This window comes from Endozoicomonas sp. Mp262 (genome assembly GCF_025643335.1).
GTDB lineage: Bacteria > Pseudomonadota > Gammaproteobacteria > Pseudomonadales > Endozoicomonadaceae > Endonucleibacter.
The window spans coordinates 4,846,240-4,870,326 of sequence record NZ_CP092489.1 but is presented as its reverse complement, the minus strand read 5'-3'; the positions used below and the strand labels follow the sequence as shown (position 1 = coordinate 4,870,326).

The 24,087-nt window shown below is 46.4% G+C and carries 24 protein-coding genes; 12 read left to right on the top strand and 12 right to left on the bottom strand.

The window, feature by feature from the left end:
* Positions 1–67: 67 nt before the first annotated feature.
* Entirely contained in the window at positions 68–1,111 is a 1,044-nt protein-coding gene (locus MJ595_RS21745; protein ID WP_263080228.1) for a PTS sugar transporter subunit IIC, read from the top strand.
* 1 nt (position 1,112) lies between these two features.
* Here MJ595_RS21745 and MJ595_RS21740 read toward each other — a convergent pair whose 3' ends face one another.
* The 5 genes from MJ595_RS21740 to purM all read right to left on the bottom strand — a co-directional run bounded on the left by MJ595_RS21740 (position 1,113) and on the right by purM (position 6,235).
* Complete coding sequence (locus MJ595_RS21740) at positions 1,113–2,150, bottom strand: murein transglycosylase domain-containing protein (protein WP_263080227.1); 1,038 nt, start codon at positions 2,148–2,150, stop codon at positions 1,113–1,115.
* A 572-nt stretch (positions 2,151–2,722) separates the two neighbouring features.
* Entirely contained in the window at positions 2,723–3,127 is a 405-nt protein-coding gene (gene gloA / locus MJ595_RS21735; protein WP_263080226.1) for a lactoylglutathione lyase, read from the bottom strand.
* Positions 3,128–3,527: 400 nt separating this feature from the next.
* Positions 3,528–4,322 (bottom strand): DUF3108 domain-containing protein, encoded by a 795-nt coding sequence (locus MJ595_RS21730; protein WP_263080225.1) that lies wholly within the window; start codon positions 4,320–4,322, stop codon positions 3,528–3,530.
* A gap of 104 nt (positions 4,323–4,426) precedes the next feature.
* Entirely contained in the window at positions 4,427–5,074 is a 648-nt protein-coding gene (purN, locus tag MJ595_RS21725; protein WP_263080224.1) for a phosphoribosylglycinamide formyltransferase, read from the bottom strand.
* A 108-nt stretch (positions 5,075–5,182) separates the two neighbouring features.
* The gene (gene purM, locus MJ595_RS21720; protein ID WP_263080223.1) at positions 5,183–6,235 is read right to left on the bottom strand and encodes a phosphoribosylformylglycinamidine cyclo-ligase; all 1,053 of its coding nucleotides are present in this window, start codon (positions 6,233–6,235) and stop codon (positions 5,183–5,185) included.
* A gap of 70 nt (positions 6,236–6,305) precedes the next feature.
* Here purM and MJ595_RS21715 point away from each other — a divergent pair, with 70 nt between their 5' ends.
* The 5 genes from MJ595_RS21715 (at position 6,306) to MJ595_RS21695 (ending at position 13,595) form a co-directional block, all read left to right on the top strand.
* Entirely contained in the window at positions 6,306–7,544 is a 1,239-nt protein-coding gene (locus MJ595_RS21715; RefSeq protein ID WP_263322561.1) for a DUF2066 domain-containing protein, read from the top strand.
* Positions 7,545–7,766: 222 nt separating this feature from the next.
* Positions 7,767–8,834, top strand: a complete 1,068-nt coding sequence (locus MJ595_RS21710) for an AI-2E family transporter (RefSeq protein ID WP_263080222.1) — start codon at positions 7,767–7,769, stop codon at positions 8,832–8,834.
* Between the two features lie 211 nt (positions 8,835–9,045).
* Positions 9,046–9,753: a DnaA regulatory inactivator Hda gene (gene hda, locus MJ595_RS21705; RefSeq protein WP_263322560.1), complete on the top strand. Its 708-nt coding sequence runs from the start codon at positions 9,046–9,048 to the stop codon at positions 9,751–9,753.
* Between the two features lie 51 nt (positions 9,754–9,804).
* Entirely contained in the window at positions 9,805–11,865 is a 2,061-nt protein-coding gene (locus MJ595_RS21700) for a hypothetical protein (protein WP_263080221.1), read from the top strand.
* A gap of 227 nt (positions 11,866–12,092) precedes the next feature.
* On the top strand, positions 12,093–13,595 hold the full coding sequence (locus tag MJ595_RS21695; RefSeq protein WP_263080220.1) for a hypothetical protein: 1,503 nt from the start codon (positions 12,093–12,095) through the stop codon (positions 13,593–13,595).
* A gap of 69 nt (positions 13,596–13,664) precedes the next feature.
* Here MJ595_RS21695 and MJ595_RS21690 read toward each other — a convergent pair whose 3' ends face one another.
* Together MJ595_RS21690 and MJ595_RS21685 are read right to left on the bottom strand one after the other, a co-directional pair.
* Entirely contained in the window at positions 13,665–14,042 is a 378-nt protein-coding gene (locus MJ595_RS21690) for a DUF2069 domain-containing protein (protein ID WP_263080219.1), read from the bottom strand.
* A 2-nt stretch (positions 14,043–14,044) separates the two neighbouring features.
* Positions 14,045–14,206, bottom strand: a complete 162-nt coding sequence (locus tag MJ595_RS21685) for a hypothetical protein (RefSeq protein ID WP_263080217.1) — start codon at positions 14,204–14,206, stop codon at positions 14,045–14,047.
* Between the two features lie 154 nt (positions 14,207–14,360).
* Here MJ595_RS21685 and MJ595_RS21680 point away from each other — a divergent pair, with 154 nt between their 5' ends.
* Positions 14,361–14,939: a DUF4136 domain-containing protein gene (locus tag MJ595_RS21680; RefSeq protein WP_263080216.1), complete on the top strand. Its 579-nt coding sequence runs from the start codon at positions 14,361–14,363 to the stop codon at positions 14,937–14,939.
* 96 nt (positions 14,940–15,035) lie between these two features.
* Here the strand turns inward: MJ595_RS21680 and MJ595_RS21675 are convergent, their stop codons facing one another.
* Positions 15,036–16,247: a hypothetical protein gene (locus MJ595_RS21675; protein ID WP_263080215.1), complete on the bottom strand. Its 1,212-nt coding sequence runs from the start codon at positions 16,245–16,247 to the stop codon at positions 15,036–15,038.
* Positions 16,248–16,723: 476 nt separating this feature from the next.
* On the opposite strand from MJ595_RS21675, the gene MJ595_RS21670 reads away from it, so the two are divergent.
* Genes MJ595_RS21670 through MJ595_RS21660 form a run of 3 tightly spaced genes read left to right on the top strand, consistent with a single transcriptional unit; the run spans position 16,724 to position 18,493 of the window.
* A complete protein-coding gene (locus tag MJ595_RS21670; RefSeq protein WP_263080214.1) occupies positions 16,724–17,716 on the top strand; it encodes a dihydroorotate dehydrogenase-like protein in 993 nt (330 codons plus the stop codon).
* Between the two features lie 35 nt (positions 17,717–17,751).
* The gene (locus MJ595_RS21665) at positions 17,752–18,228 is read left to right on the top strand and encodes a TlpA family protein disulfide reductase (protein WP_263080212.1); all 477 of its coding nucleotides are present in this window, start codon (positions 17,752–17,754) and stop codon (positions 18,226–18,228) included.
* Positions 18,221–18,493, top strand: a complete 273-nt coding sequence (locus MJ595_RS21660; RefSeq protein WP_263080211.1) for an acylphosphatase — start codon at positions 18,221–18,223, stop codon at positions 18,491–18,493. The genes MJ595_RS21665 and MJ595_RS21660 overlap by 8 nt, the downstream gene beginning before the upstream one ends.
* Here MJ595_RS21660 and MJ595_RS21655 read toward each other — a convergent pair.
* The 3 genes from MJ595_RS21655 to MJ595_RS21645 form a co-directional block, all read right to left on the bottom strand.
* Positions 18,480–19,097 (bottom strand): lytic transglycosylase domain-containing protein, encoded by a 618-nt coding sequence (locus MJ595_RS21655; protein ID WP_263080210.1) that lies wholly within the window; start codon positions 19,095–19,097, stop codon positions 18,480–18,482. The genes MJ595_RS21660 and MJ595_RS21655 overlap by 14 nt on opposite strands.
* On the bottom strand, positions 19,057–20,775 hold the full coding sequence (locus MJ595_RS21650) for a proline--tRNA ligase (protein WP_263080209.1): 1,719 nt from the start codon (positions 20,773–20,775) through the stop codon (positions 19,057–19,059). The genes MJ595_RS21655 and MJ595_RS21650 overlap by 41 nt, the downstream gene beginning before the upstream one ends.
* Positions 20,776–21,034: 259 nt before the next feature.
* Positions 21,035–22,402, bottom strand: a complete 1,368-nt coding sequence (locus tag MJ595_RS21645) for a transposase (protein WP_263078002.1) — start codon at positions 22,400–22,402, stop codon at positions 21,035–21,037.
* Positions 22,403–22,560: 158 nt separating this feature from the next.
* Here MJ595_RS21645 and MJ595_RS21640 point away from each other — a divergent pair, with 158 nt between their 5' ends.
* The gene (locus MJ595_RS21640; protein ID WP_263080208.1) at positions 22,561–23,013 is read left to right on the top strand and encodes an HIT domain-containing protein; all 453 of its coding nucleotides are present in this window, start codon (positions 22,561–22,563) and stop codon (positions 23,011–23,013) included.
* Positions 23,006–23,209 carry a SlyX family protein gene (locus MJ595_RS21635; protein WP_263080207.1) on the top strand — a complete coding sequence of 68 codons (204 nt, stop codon included), beginning with the start codon at positions 23,006–23,008 and terminating at the stop codon, positions 23,207–23,209. Before MJ595_RS21640 ends, MJ595_RS21635 begins: the two co-directional genes overlap by 8 nt.
* 57 nt (positions 23,210–23,266) lie before the next feature.
* Here the strand turns inward: MJ595_RS21635 and MJ595_RS21630 are convergent, their stop codons facing one another.
* The gene (locus MJ595_RS21630; protein WP_263322559.1) at positions 23,267–23,527 is read right to left on the bottom strand and encodes a cold-shock protein; all 261 of its coding nucleotides are present in this window, start codon (positions 23,525–23,527) and stop codon (positions 23,267–23,269) included.
* Positions 23,528–24,087 lie beyond the last annotated feature (560 nt).

Below are 24,087 nucleotides of genomic sequence, written 5' to 3'. Positions count from 1 at the left end.
ATGATAAAAAGCGCTCCATAGTCATTTTAACAGAATCTAATATGCTTCTGTGGAGCGCAGTAACAGAATGTCTTTCTCCAGTTGTCTTTCTCCCTGGGTTTCCCGCCTGAATGACCGGCTCTCACTGTTTGGTTCGACTTTGGTCAGGGTGCTCAATGGTATGGCTGCCGGCTTGTTTTCATCCCTGATTATCGGGCTGATCTTAAAACAGCTGGGGGGCTATAGTGGACTTGCTTTGCTATCCCAGTTGGGAGCTATCGCGCAGTATATGATGGGGCCTGCCATAGGTGCCGGGGTGGCGTTATCCCTGAATGCACCGCCCCTGATAGTGGTATCAGCCTTAGCTTGTGGTGCCATGGGTGCCGGTACAGTGTCTGCTACTGCCCATTTGGCTATTGGTGACCCCGCAGGAGCACTGGTGGCAGCGCTGGCAGGAACGTTGGCCGGGCTGTGGTTATGGGATAAAACGCGGCTGAATATGATCCTGGTTCCCGCTTTTGTGCTGATAGTTGGAGGGGGCGTCGGGTTTATTATCTCTCCTGTGATTGCCCAGGTGATGGCTGCCACCGGTGCAATGATTAATGCCATGACCCACCTTCATCCTGTCCCTATGGGAATCCTGGTTTCAGCCAGCATGGGGATTTTACTGACACTGCCGGTATCCAGTGCTGCCATTGCCATTTCCCTTGGGCTTTCCGGTTTTGCAGCGGGTGCTGCCACCGTTGGTTGTGCCTGTCATATGATTGGTTTTGCTGTAACCAGCTATAAAGATAATGGTTATTCGGGGTTAATTGCCCAGGGATTAGGCACCTCCATGCTACAGATTGGCAATATTGTTCGAAATCCCTGGATTAGCGTAGCTCCCATACTTTCCTCTATTGTTCTCGGGCCTTTGGCGACCACCGTCTTTTTGCTGGAGAATAGTCCAGTGGGTGCCGGGATGGGAACCGCAGGGTTAGTAGGACCTCTGGCCGCTCTGGAAACGATGGGAACCAGTGCCTGGGGGAGCATCCTATTGATGTGTTTTGCTTTGCCTGCGGCTATTAGCTTAGTGATTCATCAGGTTTTGAAGAAAACAGGTCGAATTAAAGCCGGTGATATGGCTATTTAGTCTATCCATCATTTGTCGCATAGAGCTGGTAAAAAGCCTGCTGTGTCAGGGTGACTTTTTTCAGGTATTGGCGAGACTCTTTTCTGGGGTGATGACTTACCAGTGCCTGATAAACCTCTGCTGGCTCCATGCTGTTAATTTTGGTAATCGCCTTATTTCTATTTTTGGCAAATGTGGCAAGTACATTACCTGCGCCGCCATTGTATGCCGAAATAACACTGTATTTCCGGCTCAGGGGGTTCTCAATATCCTTAAGATAATGGCTATCCAGTATATGTAGATAAGCTGTACCTATTTCAATATTGTTTTGGGGCTTAAACAGGTAGTCTTTGTTGGGAAGCTCATTTGTTTTATTTTTGATGCGCTTGAATACATCCCGTCCTGCTGAGGTCGGAATAATTTGCATCAGTCCATAAGCATTGGCGTTACTGATGGCATAGGGGTTAAACCGGCTTTCTGTATGGATAATGGCGTAAATCAGGCTTTCGTCAATATTATAGTAGTGGCCATATTGCCTTATGATGCCTGCATACTGATATTGTCGTTTAAGTGTGTGATCTTTAACCAGGCTGATTCTGACACGATAAATGACGCCGTAAGGTGATGGTGTTTTCTGTAGCTGATTTTCCATCAGATAGTCGGCAAAATATTTGGCATCCCATTGCCAGCGGATAGGCTTGCCATGTTGGTCGAGTACCTGGCCGAATAGCAGGGGTTCTTCCCCGAGAGGAATGCTTTTATCGGTAAACAAGTCAACGGTTTCCGGGTTTTCAGGGGTTAGCAGGGTTGCAATGATGGCATGGCGAAGGTCCTGCGGATCCAGGGTTTCAACATGAACCTCTCCCTGCTGGAAATTGATAAAAACCCGTGTTCGATAATTATTAGTGTACTTTACATATTCTTTCGGTTCTGCATGCTTATCATCTCCCCAGTAACGGCGTGACTTGCGAGTTAAAATCTCGGTCATGGTCGCCATGGCTTCAGCATTGTCCAGTTTGGCAGGTGCTGCCTCTGTTGTTTGACTGCTGTGGGAAGCCACTGTTGAAACTTTATCGGCTGAAGTGCTATTTGAACAATTTGTAACAAGTGGCAACGCCAGTAGTGCAGCCAAAACCGGTTTTGATCTACGCATTACCTTAAACAGTTTCCCCCGAATTAGTGTTGTGGATACCTGGTCTGGTACATTATTTCATCAATGCGTTTGATATGTAGACTCGTTCCCAGGCTCCAGAGGTTGTCGCAAAAGGCTTTTTTAAACCACGAAGACACGAAGAGCACGAAGCATTTTAAGAAAAGCCTTGGTGTACTTAGTGTCCTTTGTGGTTCCAAAAAAAACAGGACATTGTGCTGAGGGTTTCGCGACACCCTCTCCAGCCTGGGAATACATACCTTTCCAAGCCTTAGCAGTTAGAGGTATCCGTATGCATTTCCAGCGAGGACGCCGGTAACGCATTCCATCTATTCAAGCTTGTGCAGCAGCCATATGGATATTAGGACGTCGTTGCACAGGTTATTGAGAGTAAATGAATTAGTCGTATCTGCTAAGTCCGGATTTTCACTGACCCGAATTTATATGAGCCAGTGATGGCTATTGCCAGTGTGCCTTTTTTGTTAGCCTAGCCCTTGGGAGGCCTGCTTCATTTGGATGAGTTCTATTTTGTAGCCATCCGGATCTTCAACAAAGGCAATTTCTGTTTTTCCACCCAGAACAGGACCCGGTTCACGGGTGATTGTACCACCACTTTTATGGATGGATTCACAGGTGCTGTAAATATCGTCTACACCAATAGCAATGTGACCAAAGGCATTTCCCTGTTCATAGCTGTCTGTACCCCAGTTATAGGTCAGCTCAATCACAGCCTGCTCTGACTCATCGGCATAACCCACAAAGGCCAGGGTATATTTATAGTCTTCATTGTCATGCTGCCGGAGCAGTTTCATGCCTAGGACTTCAGTGTAAAACGCAATGGATTGATCCAGGTTTCCCACCCGTAGCATCGTGTGAAGAAAGCGCATATGATCCTCTAGATATCAGGGAGTACTCAAGAAATGGAGAAAATATAACATAAACAACGCTGCTAGGGGCTGTTGATGTTTTATCGCGAGCTCAGTGGTTCGTAAAGCGGCCTTACGCAAGGCGAACTGGTGCAGCGCGTAGTTATTCTACGTCAAGCCAGTTTAACGCAGTCGGAAGGCCGCTTTACGAGCCACCCGAAGGGCCAAAGCCAGCGCTTCCGTGCCGTCGTTGCAGCAGCTTGAAAGGCATGAGCATTCCTACGCTGCTACGCCTAGCCACGAAAGCGCTGGCTTTGGCTGAGCACGCGATAAAACATCAACAGCCCCTAGGGGCTGGATTATTGGTTGAAGATTGATGGTTCAGGGCACAGGGTATGTGATTTCCCATCAACCATAAGGGCTATATCCCTTTGATGGGCTTACCGTCAATACTGGCGTTTTTTAGCTCCACGGTATACTCCGAACCGCCTTCCTTTTGCAGGAGTTTGACAAAGAAAAAGTCCCAGTCCTTGGCAAACCAGATCCAGGTTTCACGCTTGTTATTGTCCCGCTTGATTCTAACCCTGACGGTATTGAGTTTACCGGCATCCGTGCTCAGTACTTCTTCACCCTCAATAACAAAACTCCTCAGGTATACTTCATCATCGTCTGCAATCAGGTAGTTCAGCTCTTTTTTGCCAGCGGCCAGGTCCATACGCAGCTGGGTCTGGTAGGATAGATTATCAAGGGCTCCTGTTTGCAGTTTGATAGCCCAGTGCTTTTCATCATTTTCCCAGTTAACCTGTGATTGCTTCCAGTCAAAAAGGGCTTTTTCTTCCGGTTTGCTGCCGATTATGCCTGAACGTTTATAGCGGTAAGCTTCTGGTTTTATGGTACCGTCACTTAAACTGAACTCACTGCTTTCACTGATACCGAATAAACCCGAGCTGGCATCAAAGTTAAGCTCCCAGTGACCCTCTTTGTTCTGTTTTAGTTCCCGGTTGCCAGAGCCACTGATGGGCAAACCTTTCATACTGGCCTTTAATTCCGCTGTATAGGGCTTGAGCAGGACTGACCCGCTTTTGGCTGGCTGGGTTGTGGTGCCTTGGGACGTTATGACCTTGCTGGTCTCTGGACTGCTGGCGGCGAATGTCAGGCAGGGTAAGCCTGTTAGTGTGAGGGTTAGAAAAAACGCAAGTCCTGCCCTGCGTGCCATAGCACTCTTCGGATTCCGGTCCGCTGGCTTTATTGATGCCCCAGAGGGGCATCCGGAACTGAGAGCAGAAAGCATCCTGCTTTTTGTTGGGTGGCCATTTTGGGTCATAGCTGCTCTATCAGGGTTTGTTCGTCCAATTGATATCCTTTCTTTCCCAGAGGGATGTTGTCAAGACGGATTCGGGTGTCATCCATTGATAGTCGGCCACTGGTATAAAAATCCACAGCAATGGGGTAGATTCTATGCTCCATACGTTGAACTCTTTTACACAGTGACTGCTCATCATCACTGGCGGCTATCTCAAGAGTGGCCTGGGCGATGATGGCGCCACTGTCCAGTGCTTCGGTAACAAAGTGAACGGTTGTACCGTGCTGTCGTTGCCGGTCATTGAGAACCCGCTTATAGGTATCGAGTCCTTTGTAATCTGGCAGTAGTGACGGATGAATATTCATCAGCCGGTTTTTGTAATGCCTGACAAAGCTTCCAGTAAGAATCCGCATGTAGCCAGCCAGTACAACCAGCCCGGGCTCGAACTGATCAATCCGGGTGATTAAAGCCTGGTCATAATCCTCCCGGCCTGGAAAGGTTTTATGATCCAGGGTGATGGCAGGGATACCAGCAAGTTCTGCTCTTTGAAGACCTTTGGCGTCGGGACGGTTGCTGATGACGCCGACGACTTCATAACTGTAATTGGGCTGCTGATCCAGAAGTGCCTGCAAATTGCTGCCGTTGCCAGATAGTAATACAACCACTCGGTTACTTTTGTGCACGATTATCTCTTTTGGTGAAAAGCTATAACACAGGCAATGACTTCCGGCCCGGTTGCCGGAAGTCCCTATCTATATACTGTCTCTAACGCTTTATTTGAAGAGCACCTGTTGGTCAGATCCCTCTTCAATATGACCAATAACCATAGGCTCTTCTCCCATTGATTGCAGTAATTCGACTGCGGATGCGCTGTATTGTTCCGGAATACAGAGAACCATGCCAATACCGCAGTTGAAGGTGCGGTAAAGTTCGGAGGGCTCGATGTTACCCATTGTCTGAAGCCACTGGAAAATAGCGGGAATTTCCCAGGATTGTGTATCAATGACTGCCTGGCAACCCTCAGGAAGAACCCGGGGCAGGTTTTCGGTTAAGCCACCACCGGTAATATGGGCCATGGCATGTATGGGAAGCTCTTTACGGAGCTGGAGCAGTGATTTCACATAGATACGGGTAGGTTCAAGCAGCCAGTCCGCCAGTGGCTTTCCTTCCAGAAGCTGATTAAGATCCTGGTCGTTGATGTCTATGACCTTTCGAATCAGTGAGTAACCATTGGAATGGGGACCACTGGAGCCTAAGCCAATAAGTACATCACTGGGAGTGACCCGGGAGCCATCGATAATTTCAGATTTTTCTACAATTCCCACACAGAAGCCTGCCAGGTCATAGTCTTCATTGTGGTACATGCCTGGCATTTCAGCGGTTTCACCGCCGGTGAGGGCGCATCCTGACAGCTCGCAGCCTTTGCCTATACCTTTGATGACCTGTTCTGCAATGTCTATATTGAGCTTGCCAGAGGCATAGTAGTCCAGGAAGAACAGGGGTTCAGCGCCACAGACCACCAGGTCATTGACACACATGGCCACCAGGTCGATGCCTATCCGGTCATGCCGGTTGAGTTCCATGGCGAGCTTTAGTTTAGTACCCACTCCGTCAGTACCGGAAACCAGAATAGGCTCTTTATAGCCGGAGGGGATCTGGCAAAGTGCGCCAAAGCCACCCAGTCCCCCCATGACTTCAGGGCGGGCGGTGGATTTGGCTACCTGTTTGATACGATCTACCAGGGCATTGCCTGCGGCAATATCAACGCCTGAGTCTTTATAGCTGAGAGGCTTCTTGGTGGAAAGCTGGCGGTCGGTTTTGTTCATGGAAGTGAATCCGCACCATTGATTTGGGATGAATGATCAGAGTTCGCTATTCTAGGAGTCTGTGGCATCGATGACAAACCTGTTTAATAGTGACTTTCGGACTTGTGACCAAGAGGTAGTCACTGGCAGAATAACCCCCTGGTGGGATGTTGGGGCATTTGGCATGTCTGTGGTTGTCAGGCAAATGTTTTTTTATTGGAAGAACATAGTGATTAGTTCTCAATGGAAAAGGCGGCTATCAATTCGGGTCGCGTTCTTTTCAGTGCTATTGGTGGCAGTGTTTTATGCACTGCCCGGGCAGGTTTTAGCCGCTCAGGTTTCCGGTCTTTATAAAACGGAAGTGCCTGTTGAATCTCAGGGAGATCGTGACCGAAAGAAGGCAATGGGAGAGGCACTCGGACGGGTGCTGGTGAATGTCACCGGTGAAACACGGGCACTGGCCAATGATGCGTTAAAGAAGGCCATGGCTGATCCGGATGGCTATGTCAAAGGTTATAGCTACAGAAGGGAAAACACGTCGGGTCAATTGCAGCAATATTTACAGGTTACTTTTGTAGAAGACGCTGTGAACCGTCTGCTCAGGGACTCGGGAATAGCCATCTGGGGGGCTAACCGACCCACCACGTTGACCTGGCTTGCTATCGACGAGGGGAGCGGGCGGAATATCCAAAGAGGGGTCGCTGCTAACCCTTTGGTGAAGGCCCTTGAGAGCCGCTTTTCCAGGCGGGCATTACCACTGATTTTTCCGCTTATGGATTTTGAGGATGCCCAGGTGATTTCTCCCGTTGATGTCTGGGGACTGTTCACCTCCAAACTTGAAGAGGCATCGGTTCGTTATGGTTCGGAGTCAATACTCGCGGGAAGGTTGTCCGAGGCAGGCGGGATTTATAATGGCCGCTTGTCCCTAGTGTTCAGGGGGCAGCGGCAAGATGCTGAAATAGCGGGTTTAAATCATGAGCAGCTGGCGTTGGTGGCGGCTGATCTGGTGGGTAGTACCCTGGCCAGGCACTACGCTATTGTCTCGGCTGACTCCAAGGGAAAATCGGTTTTGGTCATAGAGTCGATTAATAGTGTTAAAGATTATGCGGCTCTGACCTCATATCTGGAAAAACTCACGGCGGTCAGGTCTGTGCAGGTCAGGCGCGTTTCTGGTTCAGAGTTGGAGCTTGAGTTGAGTATAGATGGTTACCAGAGTCAGTTAGCAGATGCCATTGCCTTGGGTAGGAAGCTGAAACGGCTTGAGAAAACAAAGGCTTCTGTATCAGGTGATACAACAGCACCGCTTTATTATCGCTGGCTTGGTCGCTGATTTTTCAAGGGCGTGGATAAAAAAGAGGAAAACGCCAAATGTCCCAGGTAGCCTGGATCGTGTCCTGCAGTTCCTCGGCTGGGGTAATAACTGGTACAATGATGTTGCTTATAACCTGTTTGCTAATCGCCAGTAGTGTCCACTCTATGATGGTTTGGGGGCGATCCGGATACTAAAAAATAACCTGCCAACAGTGCCCCGATGGGTAGGAGAGACTATTCCATGACTACTCAGCAACATTGGATGCTTGCCGTTATTTTATTGATTGCAGGCCTGTTTATCCATTTCCTCGGGCCGGTGCTTGCTCCCTTTGCTGTTAGTCTGGTGCTGGCTTACCTGGGGGACTCTCTGGTTGACCGGCTGGAAAAAACGGGGATTTCAAGGGCCCCGGCGGTGGGAATCGTGTTTTTAGCGATTTTTCTGGTGGTCATCCTGATTCTGCTAATTGTTATTCCAATGGTCTTCCAGCAGCTGAAAGGGGTTATTCAAATGCTCCCTGTGTGGGAGGCATGGCTGAGAACCAATGTCTGGCCTGTAGTGCAAGATTACCTGGAACTGGATCCGAAATTATTTGATCTGAGTGAAATGGCTAAAAATATAGCCGGGCAGTGGCAAAAAGCGGGAGGAATCCTGGCGCACCTTGGGGTTTCGGTGACCCGCTCCTCCATTGCCCTGGTTGAGGTCATTGCGAATCTGTTGCTGGTGCCAGTGGTTACATTCTACCTGCTTCGTGACTGGGACAGAATGGTAGACAATATCCGTATAATGATACCCAGAAACCTGGAGCCCGTTATTGTCGGCCTGGGAAAGGAGTGTGATGAGGTTCTGGCCGCTTTTCTTAAAGGCCAGTTGATGGTCATGTTGGCACTGGGCATCATTTACAGTATTGGGCTGTCTCTGGTGGGCCTGAAATTTGCCATCTTGATCGGGTTGTTGGCAGGTGTCGCAAGTATTATTCCCTATATGGGGTTTGTTATAGGATTTGTCACAGCTATTCTGGTGGCCTTTTTTCAGTTTGATAGCCTTGTCCCTCTGGGTTTTGTCGCTTTGGTGTTTTTGATTGGCCAGCTTTTGGAGAGCTGGGTCCTTACGCCTTACCTGGTGGGAGATAAAATTGGGCTGCATCCAGTTGCAGTGATTTTTGCCTTGATGGCCGGTGGTCAGCTCTTCGGATTTGTCGGGATGTTGATTGCTCTGCCACTGGCGGCCATTATTATGGTACTCTTGCGTCACCTTCACCGGAATTATAAGGTAAGTCACCTTTATCATGCGGATCCGCCTGAAAAATAACCGGTGACCCGGGAGTGTTTTCATGTCTAATTGTGAAGGAACTCCTAAAATGAGCGCTGATTCAGAGAAAAGTGATTCTTTCTGAACAGAATTGGATCATGGTGGTTATACTCCCTGATCACTGGGCATGGTACTGGAATTATGATGTACAGCCCTGCACCAGAGGTATCTCCAGCTGTTTTGAGATCCCATTACGGATTAAATGTCGTATATGAGTCTGCCTGTGCAACTGCCACTCAGCGTCCAGCTTAGAGACGATGCAACATTCGCCAACTTTTTTGGTGGGCCTAATGATGCTTTGGTTAATCTGCTGGACATGGATAGAAAACTGCCTTCTGTGGATACGGAGCAGTTTATTTTTATTTATGGTAACAACGGTGTTGGATGTAGCCATCTTCTGCAAGCGGCCTGTCATCAGGTGGATCGCCAGGCGGGCCGAAGCATCTATCTACCCATGTCTGAACTGGTAAATTACTCTCCACAGTTGCTGGAAGGTATGGAACGGCTTCAGCTTGTCTGTATCGATGATATTGGTGAGGTGGCAGGTATTCCTGAGTGGGAAGAAGGACTGTTTGACCTGTTTAATCGCCTGCGAGATGCGAAAACCCGCCTGCTGGTTGCTGCCAGCAAACCTCCCAAGTCCCTGGGGATACAGCTGCCGGATCTGGTCTCTCGCCTGAGTTGGGGGCTGGTTTTCCAGGTTCAGCCGCTGACTGACCATGACAAGGTCTCGGCCCTCCAGCTTCGGGCTCACCTGCGGGGATTGGAGATGAGTGAGGAAGTTGCCCGTTACATCATTTACAGAAGTAGCCGGGAGATGGGTAGCCTGTTTCAAATATTGCATAAGCTTGATGGGGCTTCATTAAGAGCCAAGCGGAAACTGACCATACCTTTCGTTAAACAAGTGATGGGCTGGTAGTTCCCCTGTCTGAACGGGATGTTGGCATCAGGCACTAACAAACGGTGTTTCATGTTGTTAAAACAGCCGAGGGGTTCTGGTTGGTGGTTAATTGCCGGGGGGATTTTCCTGCTGCTGGCAGGGCTTACTGTTATAGCCTGGCAAAATATGGGCAGGGTTGCCAGCCTATACCTGGAACGGGGTTATAACCAGTCAGGGATAAAGCTGTCCTATGAGGATAGCCACTATAACCCATGGCGGGGACAGCTTGTATTAACCGGAGCCCGGTTAACCCTGGGTGAGGGGTTAACTATTAATCCAAGAAATATGGAGCTAAGCCCTTCATGGTTCTCCCTGGTTCTTGATGGATTTCAATTATCACAAATCGAATTCCACCATTCAGAAATTACGGTTCATAGAGAACAGCTGAAAGCGCAGAAACAGCCATGGGTTATCTTTAACGGGATGGAGTCCGCTGATTTATTATTTAACTCAGCGACCATTAGATGGCTTTCTGATAATGAAAAAAATAACGCCTGTTATCCATCATGCTCGATAAAGGTTCAGAAGCTTGCTCTTAAGGGAGTCAATAAAGAGCAGGCCGAGGTGGTGGCAACAGGTCAATTGCAAGGGGCTGACTGGCAGTTTAATGGTAAACTGGCTGGTGAGAGTCAGACACTGGATGGTGTTCTGGACATTGAAAATCTATCCCTGAATAGTTTTGGTTCCTGGTATCAAAAGAGCGCTAAAGTGGCATTGGCAGGTTACTTTGATGGTCGCTTTAACCTTCACTGGCAGGCAGGAAGTGCCATGGAAATGAAAGGGACGGGTCATACCGGTGAAGGCGGTATGATTGATAAAGAGCTATCCGTTAACTGGGACAGTGTTGAATTAAAAGATATTACCTATTCATCGGATAGCAACCGTTGGCAGGTGGATAAATTATTCTTTGAAAAGCCCACTATTAAAACCGGTAGCCGTGTAATGCAGCCTCTGGCATTAATATTACGGTTAAGTGAAACAGTCGGTATAAACAGTGCGATTTTTAAGGATGCTGAACTTAATACGGAAGCGCTGTGGGGAGTGAATGCTTCAGAGCTTAGCGTTCTGTTTCAGGGTAAGGCATTGTCGTACACCCTCAATGGCAAGCTTCAAAAAGGGGAAACTATCCAGATGGATGGCAGCTTTTCCGGAGCAGAAGAGTTTGCCACACACCGTTATCAACTCACACTGGGCGCGGCGGTTGCCGGTCAGGGGGTAATTCCGGCTTTCGTAGGAAGCTATGATTTGACGGGGACTCGGGTCCGGTTATCTTTTAATGGCACAGAAACCCTGGATTCCTTCCAGGGTGATGGCTCGCTTACACTTCAGGGTTTGTCTTCCGGCGTGTTTAAAAATAATGAAGGGGTGCACCGCCTGACATTAGCATTACTTACGGACTCCCGGGGTATTATCCAAACCTCCTTTGCAATAAAAAAGACGAAAAAAGATGTTGCACCGTCAAAGGATATGTTGGCCCAGGCCATTAATGCACATTGGAAGGTAGTGGCTGCCAAGCCATTTGTTTACCTTTCCAGGATTAAGGAAGTGTCATCCAAAATATCACCCCAAGTGACTTTTGCTGAAGGTAAGTCTGTTCTGGAGGAGGACTCTGTCAAAAATTTGCAGACTTTAACTATAGCGTTAAAAGAAAGGCCTGGCCTTGCCATAGCTGTTGAAGGACATGCCTCCAGGCAATTGGACTGGCCAGCACTTTCGGCACTTGAACTGGAAGATGCACTGCATGAGCTTTATGGGGTGATGAATAAGGCGGCTGCCGGTCACCCTGACCAGGCGATACCGGATGCTATTCGCAATAATTTAATCGAGCAAATGTATCTGCGTACCCAGAAAAGAAAAATGCCCGAGATTAGCAGTCAAAGCGAAGCGCAGAGAGTAGCCGTGGCGGAACGGTGGCTACTGGAAAACTGGCCTTATGGTGGTGAATCCCTGGATAAGCTGGCAGATAGCAGAAGTCGGGTGATCATTAACAGGTTACAGGATGGAGGGATAACACCTGAAAGGATTAAGAAGCTTCCTTCAAAGGTGAGTGAATCCCGTTCTTTGTCAAAGGTTATATTGGAAGCACTTTAATATAGGGAAGAAGAGTCGGTGATCTTCTATAATTGTCTGGGTTCAATAGAGCCATAGTCTATTAGTTTGAAAACCGGCTTTTGTTTATTAAATAGTGCTGATCTTTTCACAATCAAATTTTCACCTTTTTCTTGTGATCCGTCTTATAGATATCGGGCTTTAAGGAGCTTCTAAAGAGTGTAATAAGCCTGTATATCAATCCGGCACTTTTAACTGGATGATGCATCATGAAAGTGATTTTTATACCATTTATTCTAAAAAAATTATTATTTATATTTATTTTATTAATACTGCCAGTTGGCAGTGTGCTTGCTGTTTCTCCGGAATTAATCATACGACTAAGTAGTTGTGAAAAACCTGGAACAATATTTTGTTTTGAGTATATTGCTGATACAAAGGATCAGCATAATAGCTGGATAAAGAATGAAGAAAACTCCGTAGTTTTATTTGATAGTCAAAATATCAATCCTCATAAGTATGCTGATTATTATCTTGGCTACAAAGAATATGACAGTTTAAAAAGGGTTTTTGGTGATCAATTGGACGACTTTGGTTTTTTAGATGTTGGGCAGGGGGCTTATCTTGTTATCAGGTTTCAGCAGCATGTTTACTTGGAAAACGGTACTGTGAGGAGAGGAGCAGGAAATGATACGGGTAGTAGTATTCAATGGCATAAACTGGATATACATGCCGGTAATGGAATTTCTGCTGCATTATCCTGGATGGAATTGAAGGTTCCTGAAAATAGTAATATGCAATATTTATTGACCCTTCATCTTATTGAAGGGGTAGTGGAAAGTGGCAAGCAGTATCCATTTTTTATAGCGCAGAAACCTGTTGCATATGCAGCATTATTACAGCTACAGGAGGAATGTGATTTACCTGGAAATACTTATTGTTTTTATAAGGCATCTGTAAAAAAACGGAAGGAGATGCTTGGAGATGCTCAACGTAGCTACAGTGAAGCCAGGTTTTCGTATTTGAAGAAAGAGGGTGGTATTGCAAAAAAGCTGGCACTGTTGTCAATAGAGTATTTATTCGGAAAACAAGAAACAGCAGGTAATGGTACTGACTTTGATCCTCTTTTGTCTGGCTTATTATATCCAGAAACAAAAGTGGTATCTGTAAGTAGCTGTGATGTTTCTGGGGTATCTTCAGTTATGGATAAAAAACAGGGAGCTAAAAGGAAATATGATGATGAAGATGAATCAGTTGAAATAATAGGATTAATAGGAGATCAGGATAATTGTGATGGAAAATATGCTATTTTTAAGGAGGTTCTTAGGAGTCTTAGTGCATCGCTTCAGAGTTATTGTCGGATTGCATTAGATTCAAAACTTAGGGTGGATAAGGAAAAAGAATGGTTATCTTATGGAGAAAAAGTCAATGGTATAATAAGGAGTTTGTTTGAACCTTTCAAAGATGGATTAGAAAGAAGGGTTGAAAAAAGACTGGCTTTAGCAGCAAATAGAGCAATTACCAAAAGGGATCATCAAGGTGCAGTAAAAAAAATACCGAAGTTCGGTATGGGTAAGAATCATCTGTTGAGAACGATGAAGAGCAGGCTTGATGAAGAGCAAGGAAATAATAAGACCATTAAGGATCACATTAAACTTATTAAGGATTTGGAAAACGATGGTGATACTTCATATGATTTTAATAAGTCATTATCATTTTTGATGAGGATTAGCTATATAAGCGGGTGGGTAGAGGCAGTGGAAAGCAGGTAAGTGAATTTACTATGAAGTACTGAAGGGGGGAGCCAATGTCTTTTGACTGGCTCCTATAGGCTATGGGTATTATTGACCATCCATCTGATTGACCAGCTTCCCCCGCCAGCGGGTAAACATCATGGCTACTATAAATAAAGCGCAGCTTAAGCCTGTTATAAGCCAGCCATAAATGATCTGGGGGCTGATCCAGGCTTTCTGAACACCGCCAATAAAGTAAAAACACAGAATAAAACAGAGCCAGGCTGATGATCTGGGGTGCATTTTAACCAACCCCGGAAGAGGTAATAATAATGGTACAACCTGTATTACCATGAGTGTCAAGCGGGTGGAGATCGGTAAGTCTGCCAGTCCTGTTTGCATCAGGAGTGTCACTATAAGGCTCAGGTAAAGTCCCAGGCATAGTTTGAAACCTGCACCAGCCTTGGCTGCTAACGACAAGGCCATGGTTAAATAATCTCCAGTACTGACTCAAGGGGTCTGCCAATACAGGCTTTGTTATTTTTTACCACATAGAGAACCACTTTTGGTTTAACTCCGTGCTGCTGAAACAAGGCTAATGTCTGACGAGACTTGGAGCAACGGGGGGTATGGTAAATTGTGATGCTCATGGCAGGAACCCTTATCATTATTCTGGGAGAAAGAGTACCAATGACTTTTGATGTACTGCAAATCTTTTGTAAGGGGGACTGTGTAATTCCCTATTCGCAGAAAATATTCAGTAGAATAGCCATGATCCGGTATTCCTGATAGGGGGCCACTAAAATGCGATACCAAAAAATACAATTGACGGGAATGTTCTTACTGGTTCTATTGGTAACGGGTTGTGCAGGTCCCAATGTAGACTGGGATTATGATACCTCTGCCATACTGACCGGGATGAAGAGCTATGCCTGGCTTGATCAAAGTGAAGAGGTGGAAGAAAAAGCATACCAGCTGGACGGGCTGATGGATAAGAGAGTCAGGAAGGCAGTGGATCAGGAGCTTAAGGCAAAAGGCTTCAAGATGGTTGATAATCCAGGTCAGGCTGACTTTCTGGTTAGCTATTTTACCGCTGTCAAAACCCGCAGAAACGAAGAGCATATTACCACTTCCATGGGCTATGGCTTTAACACCTGGGGAATGGGGCTAAGATCTGAAACCCGTGTGACTGAGTATGAAGAAGGTAGCCTGGTGATTGATATTATTGATCCAAAAAGCAGGGAGCTAACCTGGCGAGGCCGCTCCCGTTCAAGGGTGATAGATAAGGCAACGCCTGGAGAACGAACTGAAAAAATAAATCGGGCTGTTTCTGCAATTTTGGAAGGATTTCCTCCACAAAGGCGAAGTACTAGTTTGCTTTGATAATAGTGAATAGGGTAGTTCCTATCCGGTGATTAGGAATTACCCTATTCTAGTCAAAAATAATTTAGCGGACTAGCCCAAGGCTTGCGCCATGAGTTACTCAGCAGCTACTATTTTCTTTGAAGAGCGACCCTTTGATGATTTTGTTTTTTTACTAGGAGGGGTTTCTTCTACTTCTTCACTTTCGTCTTTTTTCTTATGGGAAACTCCATCTTCTGTCCGAGTTGGTAACAGCTCTCGGGCTATTTCATGGAATTCAGTTACTTTATTCACAAAACGTTTAGCTTCAGTTACTGTTAATAATTCAAGTTGTTCTTTAGTCTTATCTTCGGGTAAGCGATTTATTATGGCGATAATCGGAATAAATACTCCTGTTGGTAAGTCTTGTTTGAACAAATCATAGTTTTTTGGGTCAAGGACTACATTTAATGTAGGTTCGGGAGTTAGGCTAAAACCTAGAGCGATTTCAAGCTTTGAAAGTAAGTAGTTAAAAGGAGATTGCTCTTCTTCAGGGGTAGTGACTGGAACTGTTAAAGTGCTAATCTCTATATCTTCATCAGGATAATTTTCTGCCAGAAGCCCTTTAGTGGCTTTGAACGTCTGGTGGAAAAGCTTATCATCGGCTTTTATTTCAATAGTGTCATCACTTCCTGCTTTGGCTGTTACTGATACTAGTTTTAGATACTCCTCATTATCTTGTTTTTCCACTAAATATTCAGGAAGTAGGTCGTTTTTAACTAAATCATCAAGATCAACTGTTTTTCTTTCTTTATTTTTAATCGCTGAATCATCTTCATCTTCATCATCATCGTCTTCTTCTTCACTACTTTCTTCATGATTTAATAAATTTCTAAAAGCCAATTTTTCAAATAATTCTTTTTGTTTTTTCGCTGTGGATCTTGCAAATGCTTCCATAATACTCCATATTGCTGAAGGCAGATGTTGATATGTAACTGCATCTGATGGTAATTGGCTTGCATCCATATAAGCGTCTGGACCAGGGAATAGTAAGTCATCTGCTCCAAGCTTGATCCTGAAGCCAAGCATTTCTGTATTTTCTAGATTAGTGAAAATAATCTCATTGAAAAAATCTTGTTTTTTATTAGGGTCTTCATATCTGAATATAGCAACTCTTTTGTCAGCAAAAGTAGCTGTGAGTTCACCGTGTTTTGTTAAAACCACATCTTTTAATAAAGGGTTGTCTTCTGCTGGGGCAGCGATAGCGTGGTGGGTACATAAAAAAAATATAAACGAGACAATTCCTGTCCAAACTGTATTGAAACTGCTTGGTTTTTTCATATTAATCATTACTGTAAACCTGATTTATTTGACAACAGGAATATAACTTACAATAAAAATAAAAAAACAGGTAATATCATATTTTTATTTGTAGGGGGGCTATAAATAAATATAAATATAACTAACCCACCATTCATTTTTTGGCAATTGTCTTTTTTGAAATGCCCTACAGCTACTGATGGGAAAATAACTGCTTGCAGTGGCGGCTCTGGTGAGTTTGATTGTATATTGATCAAGGGTTGTAATGTCAATATATAAGAACTGCCATGTGAGTGAATTCACAGTAGATCTTCCAGATTATTTATAAAGTGACAGCCGGTTTCTGACTTTCTCAGGTACTTGCCTATGCTGATTGTTATGTTATGGGTAAAATACGCCATTTAAGTGTTGGCCTGGTTCTGTCCCGGGAGCCTGCAATTCACTGATCAAGTTATAAAATAGAGTCAATATCACGTTGGCTTTGTGTTTATGGGGAGAACAAAACAATGGATTTAACCACCCGTTACATGGGGCTGGAGTTGAAAAATCCGTTAGTGGCAGCAGCAAGTCCGCTGTCGTCTACTGTGAATAGTATTAGAAGGCTGGAAGACTCAGGAGCTTCCGCAGTGGTATTGTACTCCCTGTTTGAGGAGCAGCTGCAGCATGAACAGGAGCTGGAGGAGATGATATCCCTTAGTCGGGATGACGCCTTTGCTGGGTCTCTGTCGTTTATGCCAGGGGGAGATAGTTTCCATTCCGGTTCTGTACGCTATCTGGAAATGATTCAAAAAGCACGTTCTGTTGTTGATATTCCAGTGATTGCCAGCCTGAATGGCTGTAAAGCTGGTAGTTGGATAGACTACGCAAGGCAGGTAGAAGAAGCGGGAGCTCAAGGGATAGAGCTTCATGTTTACTATAACCCACCCAGTCTGGATATTTCTGGCAGGGATGTTGAGGCGCTTTACCTGGAGATTGCCCGGGGTGTTAAGCAGGCTGTCAAGATACCCATAGCCATGAAAGTGGATCCCTATTTCAGCGCTTTTGGCAATATGGCCCGGCAGTTTGATGAAGTGGGTGTTGATGCACTGGTGCTGTTTAACCGTATGTTGCAGCCGGATTTTAATCTGCAGACCCTGGAGGTTGAATCCCACTGGCCTGTGAGCCATTCCGGTGAAATTAGAGTGCCACTGAGATGGATGGCTGTGCTTCATGGCAAGATCAAGGCCTCCTTAGCGGCGACCACCGGGGCTCACGATCACGAAGATATTGTCAAGTATCTACTGGCTGGAGCTGATGTGGTGATGCTGGCCTCTGCATTGATTAAAAATGGAGCAGGTTATTTGACAACGCTTCTGAATGGACTGGAGAGCTGGATGGAGCGCCGGGGTTTTGAGTCCATCAGGGAAATGCAGGGGGTTATGAGTCAGCAGTCCGTCAGTAATCCTGAAGTCTTTGAGCGAATGAACTATATTCGTATGCTGGACGGGTGTCGACGTTAACCATTGAATTCAAGTTAAAGACAGGAATCCAGGCTATGAGGCAGATGCGTTTCTTCAGGGGGGGATGGGTTGCTTTTCTCTTCATAATTATTGCAGGCTGCCAGAAGCCGGATTTCAATGCGATTGATGGCCAGAAAATCAACCTGAAGGACAGCCAGGGGCGATGGCTTGCCCTGAATATATGGGCAGAATGGTGTGATCCCTGCCGGGAGGAAATACCCCACCTCAACAGTCTGTCCGGTAAAGGTGAAATTAGAGTGGTTGGCTATGACTTTGATGAAGAGAAGGGGCAGCCGCTTAAAGACAAAGTGAAGTCCATGGCTATTGCTTTTCCTGTTATAGAGGAAAATCCGTTACCTCTGCTCGGTGTAAAATCCCCTCAGGTTTTGCCCGCAACCTATATTATTAATCCGGAAGGCAAGCTGGTTGATACGCTTTATGGACCGCAGACCGGTGAAAGTATTAAGGGGTATATCAGTGAACAGCAGCAAAAGGTAAAAGCAGGTGGCTAAACAATGCAGACGTGCCCTGGTGAAAGGGTGCGTTCAAGGCGTTTGGTTCAGGGGGGCAACCCGGCAGCAGGCCATGACTCTGGGGATTACCGGGTGGGCAAAAAATTTGCCTGATGGTGGGGTTGAAGTCCTCATGTGCGGTGAACCTGAGCCGTTGGCCGAACTTGAGAAATGGTTACATCAGGGGCCGCGGATGGCCAAGGTAACCGCTGTTAGTGTGGTTGATGTGCCTTTGCAGGAAATGTTTGATTTTACTGTGGGGTAGTCCAGTACTTTTCCAGGTTGCTATATACCCGTTCGGGATACCAGTACTGGCCGATACTGCCATTATATCGTGCCAGGGCACGGGTCAGGTTGCCTTTTTCTTTCTTCAGGTAATCACCTAAAATCTGGCAGCCATAGCGGAGATTGGTTTCAGTAACGGTGAGATTATCCCGGGGGTGACCAATTTCATTTTTCCAGAAAGGCATGACCTGCATCAGTCCCTGGGCTCCGGCAGAAGATACCGCAAAGCGATCAAAGGCTGACTCCGTTTGAATGACAGCAAGAACCAGCTCTGGAGGTAATTGATTTCGCCTGGCTTCCTGATGAATTTTTTTTAGTAAGGTAATGCGTTGTTCCGGATTTTTTATAAACGGCTCCATTCGTCCAGACATGTCCGTTAGCCAGACTTCAGCATCAAAGGGGTCGCCAAAGCTGGAAATTTCCCTGGCAGCCTGTTTGAGCAGGTTATGGAGTTTTCTGTCAGGTTGCTGCCCCGGGGTGGGGGAAGGATAAATAAAAAGAAAGAGCAGTAGCATGATCCATGCTACTGCCAGGTTCAGGGGGTTAGCGTACTGCCTTTTCCTTAAGCAGTTGAAGGATATCATCCAGGGCAATATCTTCCTTGTCTGTGGCGGTGCGGTGCTTGTATTCCACCATGCCATTGGCCAGTCCACGGTCGCTAAGAACCACACGATGGGGAATGCCAACCAGTTCCATATCGGCAAATTTTACGCCAGGGCTAGCCTTGCGGTCATCCATAAGCACTTCATAACCGGCTTCAGTCAGCTCTTTGTAGAGTTTTTCGGCCGCTTCACGGACAGCTTCCGATTTTTCCATTTTCAGAGGCACCAGGGCAATCTGGAAGGGTGCAATGGCATCGGGCCAGATAATACCGCGATCATCGTGGTTTTGTTCAATGGCTGCGGCTACTGTCCTGGATACGCCAATGCCATAGCAGCCCATGGCCAGGGTAACGGCTTTGCCATTTTCATTCAGGACAGTGGCATTCATGGCTTCACTGTACTTGGTGCCCAGCTGGAAGATATGGCCTACTTCAATGCCCCGCTTGATAAATAGCTTGCCTTTACCGCAGGGGCTTGGATCGCCTTCAACGATATTGCGCAGGTCTTCCACCTGGTCAAATTGGCAGTCACGCTCCCAGTTAATGCCAAAGTAGTGTTTGCCATCAATATTGGCGCCAGCGCTGAAATCAGACATGACAGCAACGGAGCGGTCAACAATGCAGGGGATTTTACTGTTAACGGGGCCTAAGGAGCCTGGGCCAGCCCCCATGATGTTGCAAATTTCCTCTTCTGTGGCAAATCGCAGGGGGGATGCCACATCGGGCAGGTTTTCCGCTTTAATTTCATTGAGTTCGTGATCACCACGAACCAGCAGGGCAATATAGTCGCTTTCTGCTTCTTCAGCGGCTGCAACAATCAGGGTTTTAACGGTCTTTTCAATAGGCAGGTCAAACTGGCTGACCAACTGCTCAATGGTTTTGGCGTCAGGGGTATCAACCAGCGCCATTTCCTGGGCAGGGGCTGCCCGCTCTTCGGTGGGAGCCAGTGCCTCGGCTTTTTCAATATTGGCGGCATAATCACTGCCATCGCTGAAGACGATGGCATCTTCCCCGGATTTGGCCAGTACATGGAATTCCCTGGAACCTGTGCCGCCAATGGAGCCACTGTCTGCTTCCACAGCACGGTAATCCAGGCCCAGCCGCTCAAAGATCCGGCAGTAGGTTTCATGCATATTCTGGAATTCCTGCTTCAGGCAGTCAGTATTGGCATGAAAGGAGTAGCCGTCTTTCATCAGGAACTCACGGCCACGCATGAGACCAAAGCGAGGGCGGATTTCATCACGGAATTTGGTTTGCACCTGATACAGGTTGATGGGCAGTTGCTTATAGCTTTTTAGCTCATTACGCATCAGGTCCGTGATGACTTCTTCATGGGTAGGTCCAATGACAAAGTCCCGGTGATGGCGGTCTTTCAGGCGGAGCAGCTCCGGTCCGTATTGTTCCCAGCGACCGCTTTCCTGCCAGAGCTCGGCCGGTTGTACTGCCGGCATAAGGGTTTCCAGGGCGCCGGCGCGGTTCATCTCTTCACGAACAATTTGCTCGACTTTCTTCAGAACCTTCAGGCCCATTGGCAGCCAGGTGTAGAGGCCGGAGGCCAGTTTGCGGATCATTCCGGCGCGCAGCATCAGCTGGTGGCTGACAACCACGGCATCGGAAGGGGTTTCCTTTAAGGTAGGAATCAAATACTGACTGGTTCGCATGTGTGTTCTAACCGGTATCCAATCAAAAACAAACAGGCATTTTAAGGGGTCGCTGTTTTTTTTTCACCTTAGTAATGGTGCGGTAGTGAGTTGGCTCAGCTATAGTAGCAGCTATTCCCGCATGATGAACGTCGATGATCGTTGGTATTGACAATAAGGCAGCAAAAATAATGAAGCCGATCAAAACTGAGCCGCCAATTAACAAAGCGGAGCTTTAAAGAAAAAATGTCACCCCTGAACGTAGCTACGATATGGCCGGTTATGATGTATCGAATGGAATCACCCTTTTCTCTTCAATACCATGAGTTACTGTGTAAAAAAGCCCCTCCCACGTTTTTATCAGCCAATGCAAAAAATAGCCCTGTATCCATTTCCATAATGCTATACGGACTCCTTTTGAGCGGGTTCTTAAAGCTTCCTGAAACTGGGGACAGCACAGTTCCTGTATTTGATCTACGAGAAAAGCAAGCATCGTCAGATAGGCCAGATTTGTGGCTAAGTGCTTCTCACCGTGACCGTAGTTATGTTCGAGATCGTAGCCTTGATTTTTCAGGGTGTTAAACGTCTGGTTCTCAATATGCCATCGGCAGCGCCCTCCTTTCATGACGGGTTCTATGGTTTCTTCGTTAAGCGGAATATCAGTCACCCAGCACCAGATATGCTGTTTACCTTTTTTATCGGTTTCGACAAAATCAAGCACATTAACCTGTTCTGCATATTTTGCCTTGTTCAGCCTGACGTCATTGGCATAGCGAAACCACCACTTAATTCCAGTCTCTTCATTAACTTTTTCAGCACGGTGAACTTTTCCTTCTTTATCCAGCTCATCCATCGCTTCAACCAGCGAGGCATGGTTGCCATCTTTCGCGACAATGATGTAATGCCAGCCATAACTCTTAATCAGTTGGACAGTGGGGTTGTCAGCATAAAGACTGTCCAGAAGAATAACGAACTTTAGACGTGGGTGATGCTCTCGTATGGTGGCAAACAACCGTTTAATGGCATTTTTTTCACAGTCATTTTTGGTCGAACCGTCCTGGCAAACTATGGCTTCCGGTGCCAATGGCAAGACTGTTTTTTGATCCGGGTGAGCAATGCATGCTGCCATTAACTGGTGGTAGTGAGCTTCGTTGGCCTTTCCCTTATTTTTAGTACAGCACTCCTGACAAGGTTTTTTATTATTGCAGGAGTAAAATAGCCCAGTTCCATCGATCGGGAGCAAGTAGTGATTTTTCAAGTTCCCGCAGTGAAATTCGAATGCCTTCAGTAATCCGCCCCTTTGGACGTTAGACAGCAATGTCTTAAAAGGCTTTTTGAACTCTACGGGATCTATTGGATCCAGGATTTCCCGCATACTGGTATCACAGGGAGCACGTTTTTTTATCTGATACAGGTGCTCAAGGTTATGCCTTACTTCTTGCTCTGTTTTATCACGCTCAAACGAGAGGAGCGATGGGTACTTGAGATGCATCATGGCAAAAGCGGACATGGAGGCATCATGTATTGTTATTTTTCTGGAATCCTTGTTTGGTCGGACATCTGGAATTTGCTCATAACTTTCAGAAATCGTAGTAATTAAACTGTTTGCACAAAGATGCTTACGACTTTTTTGGAATGGATAAGCCATGAGAGACAGCCATTGATAAAGTATCCCTATCAAAAGTAGACGTTATTTTGTGCGAAATCACTCCATTTGGAATTTACTGTAAGCCTTGCTGTTGCAGTGATTTAATTGATGTCACGGGAATAGCTGCTATAGTAGCGATTTATTTTTCGGGATGAAGTATGGATCCATTATTCGAGCTGGATCAGCAGCTGGTTCAGGACTGTTTTATTATGGGCGATTTTCCTCTGTGCCGGTTATTGCTGCTCAATGATACTAACTATCCCTGGTTTATCCTGGTTCCAAGGATTGCGGGTATGGAAGAGCTGCATGACTTAACCGGGGAGCAGCAGCAACAGTTTATGCAAGAGTCTTCAGGATTGGCTCGTGCCCTCAAGGAACACTTTGCGGGTGAAAAAATGAATGTGGCGGCGTTGGGTAATGCAGTGCGGCAACTTCATGTCCATCATATAGTTCGCTATAGCAGTGATAAGGCCTGGCCCGGGCCTGTTTGGGGGCGATTTCCTGCACAGCCTTATGGACAGAATGAAGTTAATGAGGTCATGGTTCGATTAGTGCCTTTACTGGGTGAATCATTTCAGCCATTGAATGATAAGGGGCGGCATTATGGATGATGTGTTAATTGACCTGCAAACACAACTAAGCTTTCAGGAAGATACCATTGCCCAGCTGAATGATGTGGTGACCCGGCAGCAGCTGGATATTATTCAGCTGCGGGAGGAAATGGAAAAATTGAAAGCGCTGTATCGAGCTGTATTGGATAATTCCAAAGTTGAGGCTCCGGCCAATGAAGTGCCGCCACACTATTGAGTGGATTAGTGGAGAATAGACGTATAGCTATTCTCCATCCCCGTTTTTTTCTGGTTATTACCGACCTCTGGCTGCCGCAATAACATCTTCTGCCTGTAGCCCCTTGTTGTTCTTGACCACCACAAAATCCACTCTTTGCCCTTCTGTCAGGGTTCTGTGTCCTTCACCCCGGATCGCCCGGTAGTGTACAAAGACATCGTCCCCCCGGTCACGGGTGATAAAGCCAAAGCCTTTAGTAATATTGAACCATTTAACGGTGCCGGTTTCCCTGTGGTCATCCGTAGCTACTGGATGGTTATAAGGATTTAATGCATCCAGGTTGATGATCAGGTGCAGGGTTGCGCCCAGTACAATCAAAAACTGTGTTATCTGCTCCAGTGGCAGCCCGGATAGCCGGATATGGGGGTAAAGCAGGGCATTGACCGCACTAAATACACTGAGCAGGGTTAAAAAGGATGCGATCCATTGTATAAACTGCTTCGGTTTGGCGCGGATGGTGATATAACATCCCAAAAACAGGTTGCCAATCGCAGCGGATAGCAATGCGATATAGACATGCTTGCCTTCAGGTAGTTGTAGTTCTCCCACGGGCAAGTCAACTGCTGGAACAGTTGATAAGATCACAAATAATGCCAGTGATAATATGCCCATTAGGGCATGAATGAATTTCAAGTGCTTCAAGACATGGTCCCTTTCGTTATTATGTAAACTCTCATGAAGAAGATTGATGCGAAGCAGTCAACTATAGCATGCAGTGTATTGATATCACTGTCATGGGATAAACAAGCATTGGCTGCTGCGCTAAATACAATGTCTTTTCCTGTTTTAATGTAACTCTATCTGGCTGAGAGCTCAAACCATTGTGATGAGTAATGCTT

Bases quoted from the DNA above. Each gene is read 5' to 3' on its own strand.
- MJ595_RS21745 (WP_263080228.1), top strand. From the start codon at position 68: ATGTCTTTCTCCAGTTGTCTTTCTCCCTGGGTTTCCCGCCTGAATGAC.
- gloA (WP_263080226.1), bottom strand. From the start codon at position 3,127: ATGCGCTTTCTTCACACGATGCTACGGGTGGGAAACCTGGATCAATCC.
- MJ595_RS21730 (WP_263080225.1), bottom strand. From the start codon at position 4,322: ATGGCACGCAGGGCAGGACTTGCGTTTTTTCTAACCCTCACACTAACA.
- purM (WP_263080223.1), bottom strand. From the start codon at position 6,235: ATGAACAAAACCGACCGCCAGCTTTCCACCAAGAAGCCTCTCAGCTAT.
- MJ595_RS21715 (WP_263322561.1), top strand. From the start codon at position 6,306: ATGACAAACCTGTTTAATAGTGACTTTCGGACTTGTGACCAAGAGGTA.
- MJ595_RS21710 (WP_263080222.1), top strand. From the start codon at position 7,767: ATGACTACTCAGCAACATTGGATGCTTGCCGTTATTTTATTGATTGCA.
- hda (WP_263322560.1), top strand. From the start codon at position 9,046: ATGAGTCTGCCTGTGCAACTGCCACTCAGCGTCCAGCTTAGAGACGAT.
- MJ595_RS21700 (WP_263080221.1), top strand. From the start codon at position 9,805: ATGTTGTTAAAACAGCCGAGGGGTTCTGGTTGGTGGTTAATTGCCGGG.
- MJ595_RS21695 (WP_263080220.1), top strand. From the start codon at position 12,093: ATGAAAGTGATTTTTATACCATTTATTCTAAAAAAATTATTATTTATA.
- MJ595_RS21690 (WP_263080219.1), bottom strand. From the start codon at position 14,042: ATGGCCTTGTCGTTAGCAGCCAAGGCTGGTGCAGGTTTCAAACTATGC.
- MJ595_RS21685 (WP_263080217.1), bottom strand. From the start codon at position 14,206: ATGAGCATCACAATTTACCATACCCCCCGTTGCTCCAAGTCTCGTCAG.
- MJ595_RS21680 (WP_263080216.1), top strand. From the start codon at position 14,361: ATGCGATACCAAAAAATACAATTGACGGGAATGTTCTTACTGGTTCTA.
- MJ595_RS21675 (WP_263080215.1), bottom strand. From the start codon at position 16,247: ATGATTAATATGAAAAAACCAAGCAGTTTCAATACAGTTTGGACAGGA.
- MJ595_RS21670 (WP_263080214.1), top strand. From the start codon at position 16,724: ATGGATTTAACCACCCGTTACATGGGGCTGGAGTTGAAAAATCCGTTA.
- MJ595_RS21665 (WP_263080212.1), top strand. From the start codon at position 17,752: ATGAGGCAGATGCGTTTCTTCAGGGGGGGATGGGTTGCTTTTCTCTTC.
- MJ595_RS21655 (WP_263080210.1), bottom strand. From the start codon at position 19,097: ATGATATCCTTCAACTGCTTAAGGAAAAGGCAGTACGCTAACCCCCTG.
- MJ595_RS21650 (WP_263080209.1), bottom strand. From the start codon at position 20,775: ATGCGAACCAGTCAGTATTTGATTCCTACCTTAAAGGAAACCCCTTCC.
- MJ595_RS21645 (WP_263078002.1), bottom strand. From the start codon at position 22,402: ATGGCTTATCCATTCCAAAAAAGTCGTAAGCATCTTTGTGCAAACAGT.
- MJ595_RS21640 (WP_263080208.1), top strand. From the start codon at position 22,561: ATGGATCCATTATTCGAGCTGGATCAGCAGCTGGTTCAGGACTGTTTT.
- MJ595_RS21635 (WP_263080207.1), top strand. From the start codon at position 23,006: ATGGATGATGTGTTAATTGACCTGCAAACACAACTAAGCTTTCAGGAA.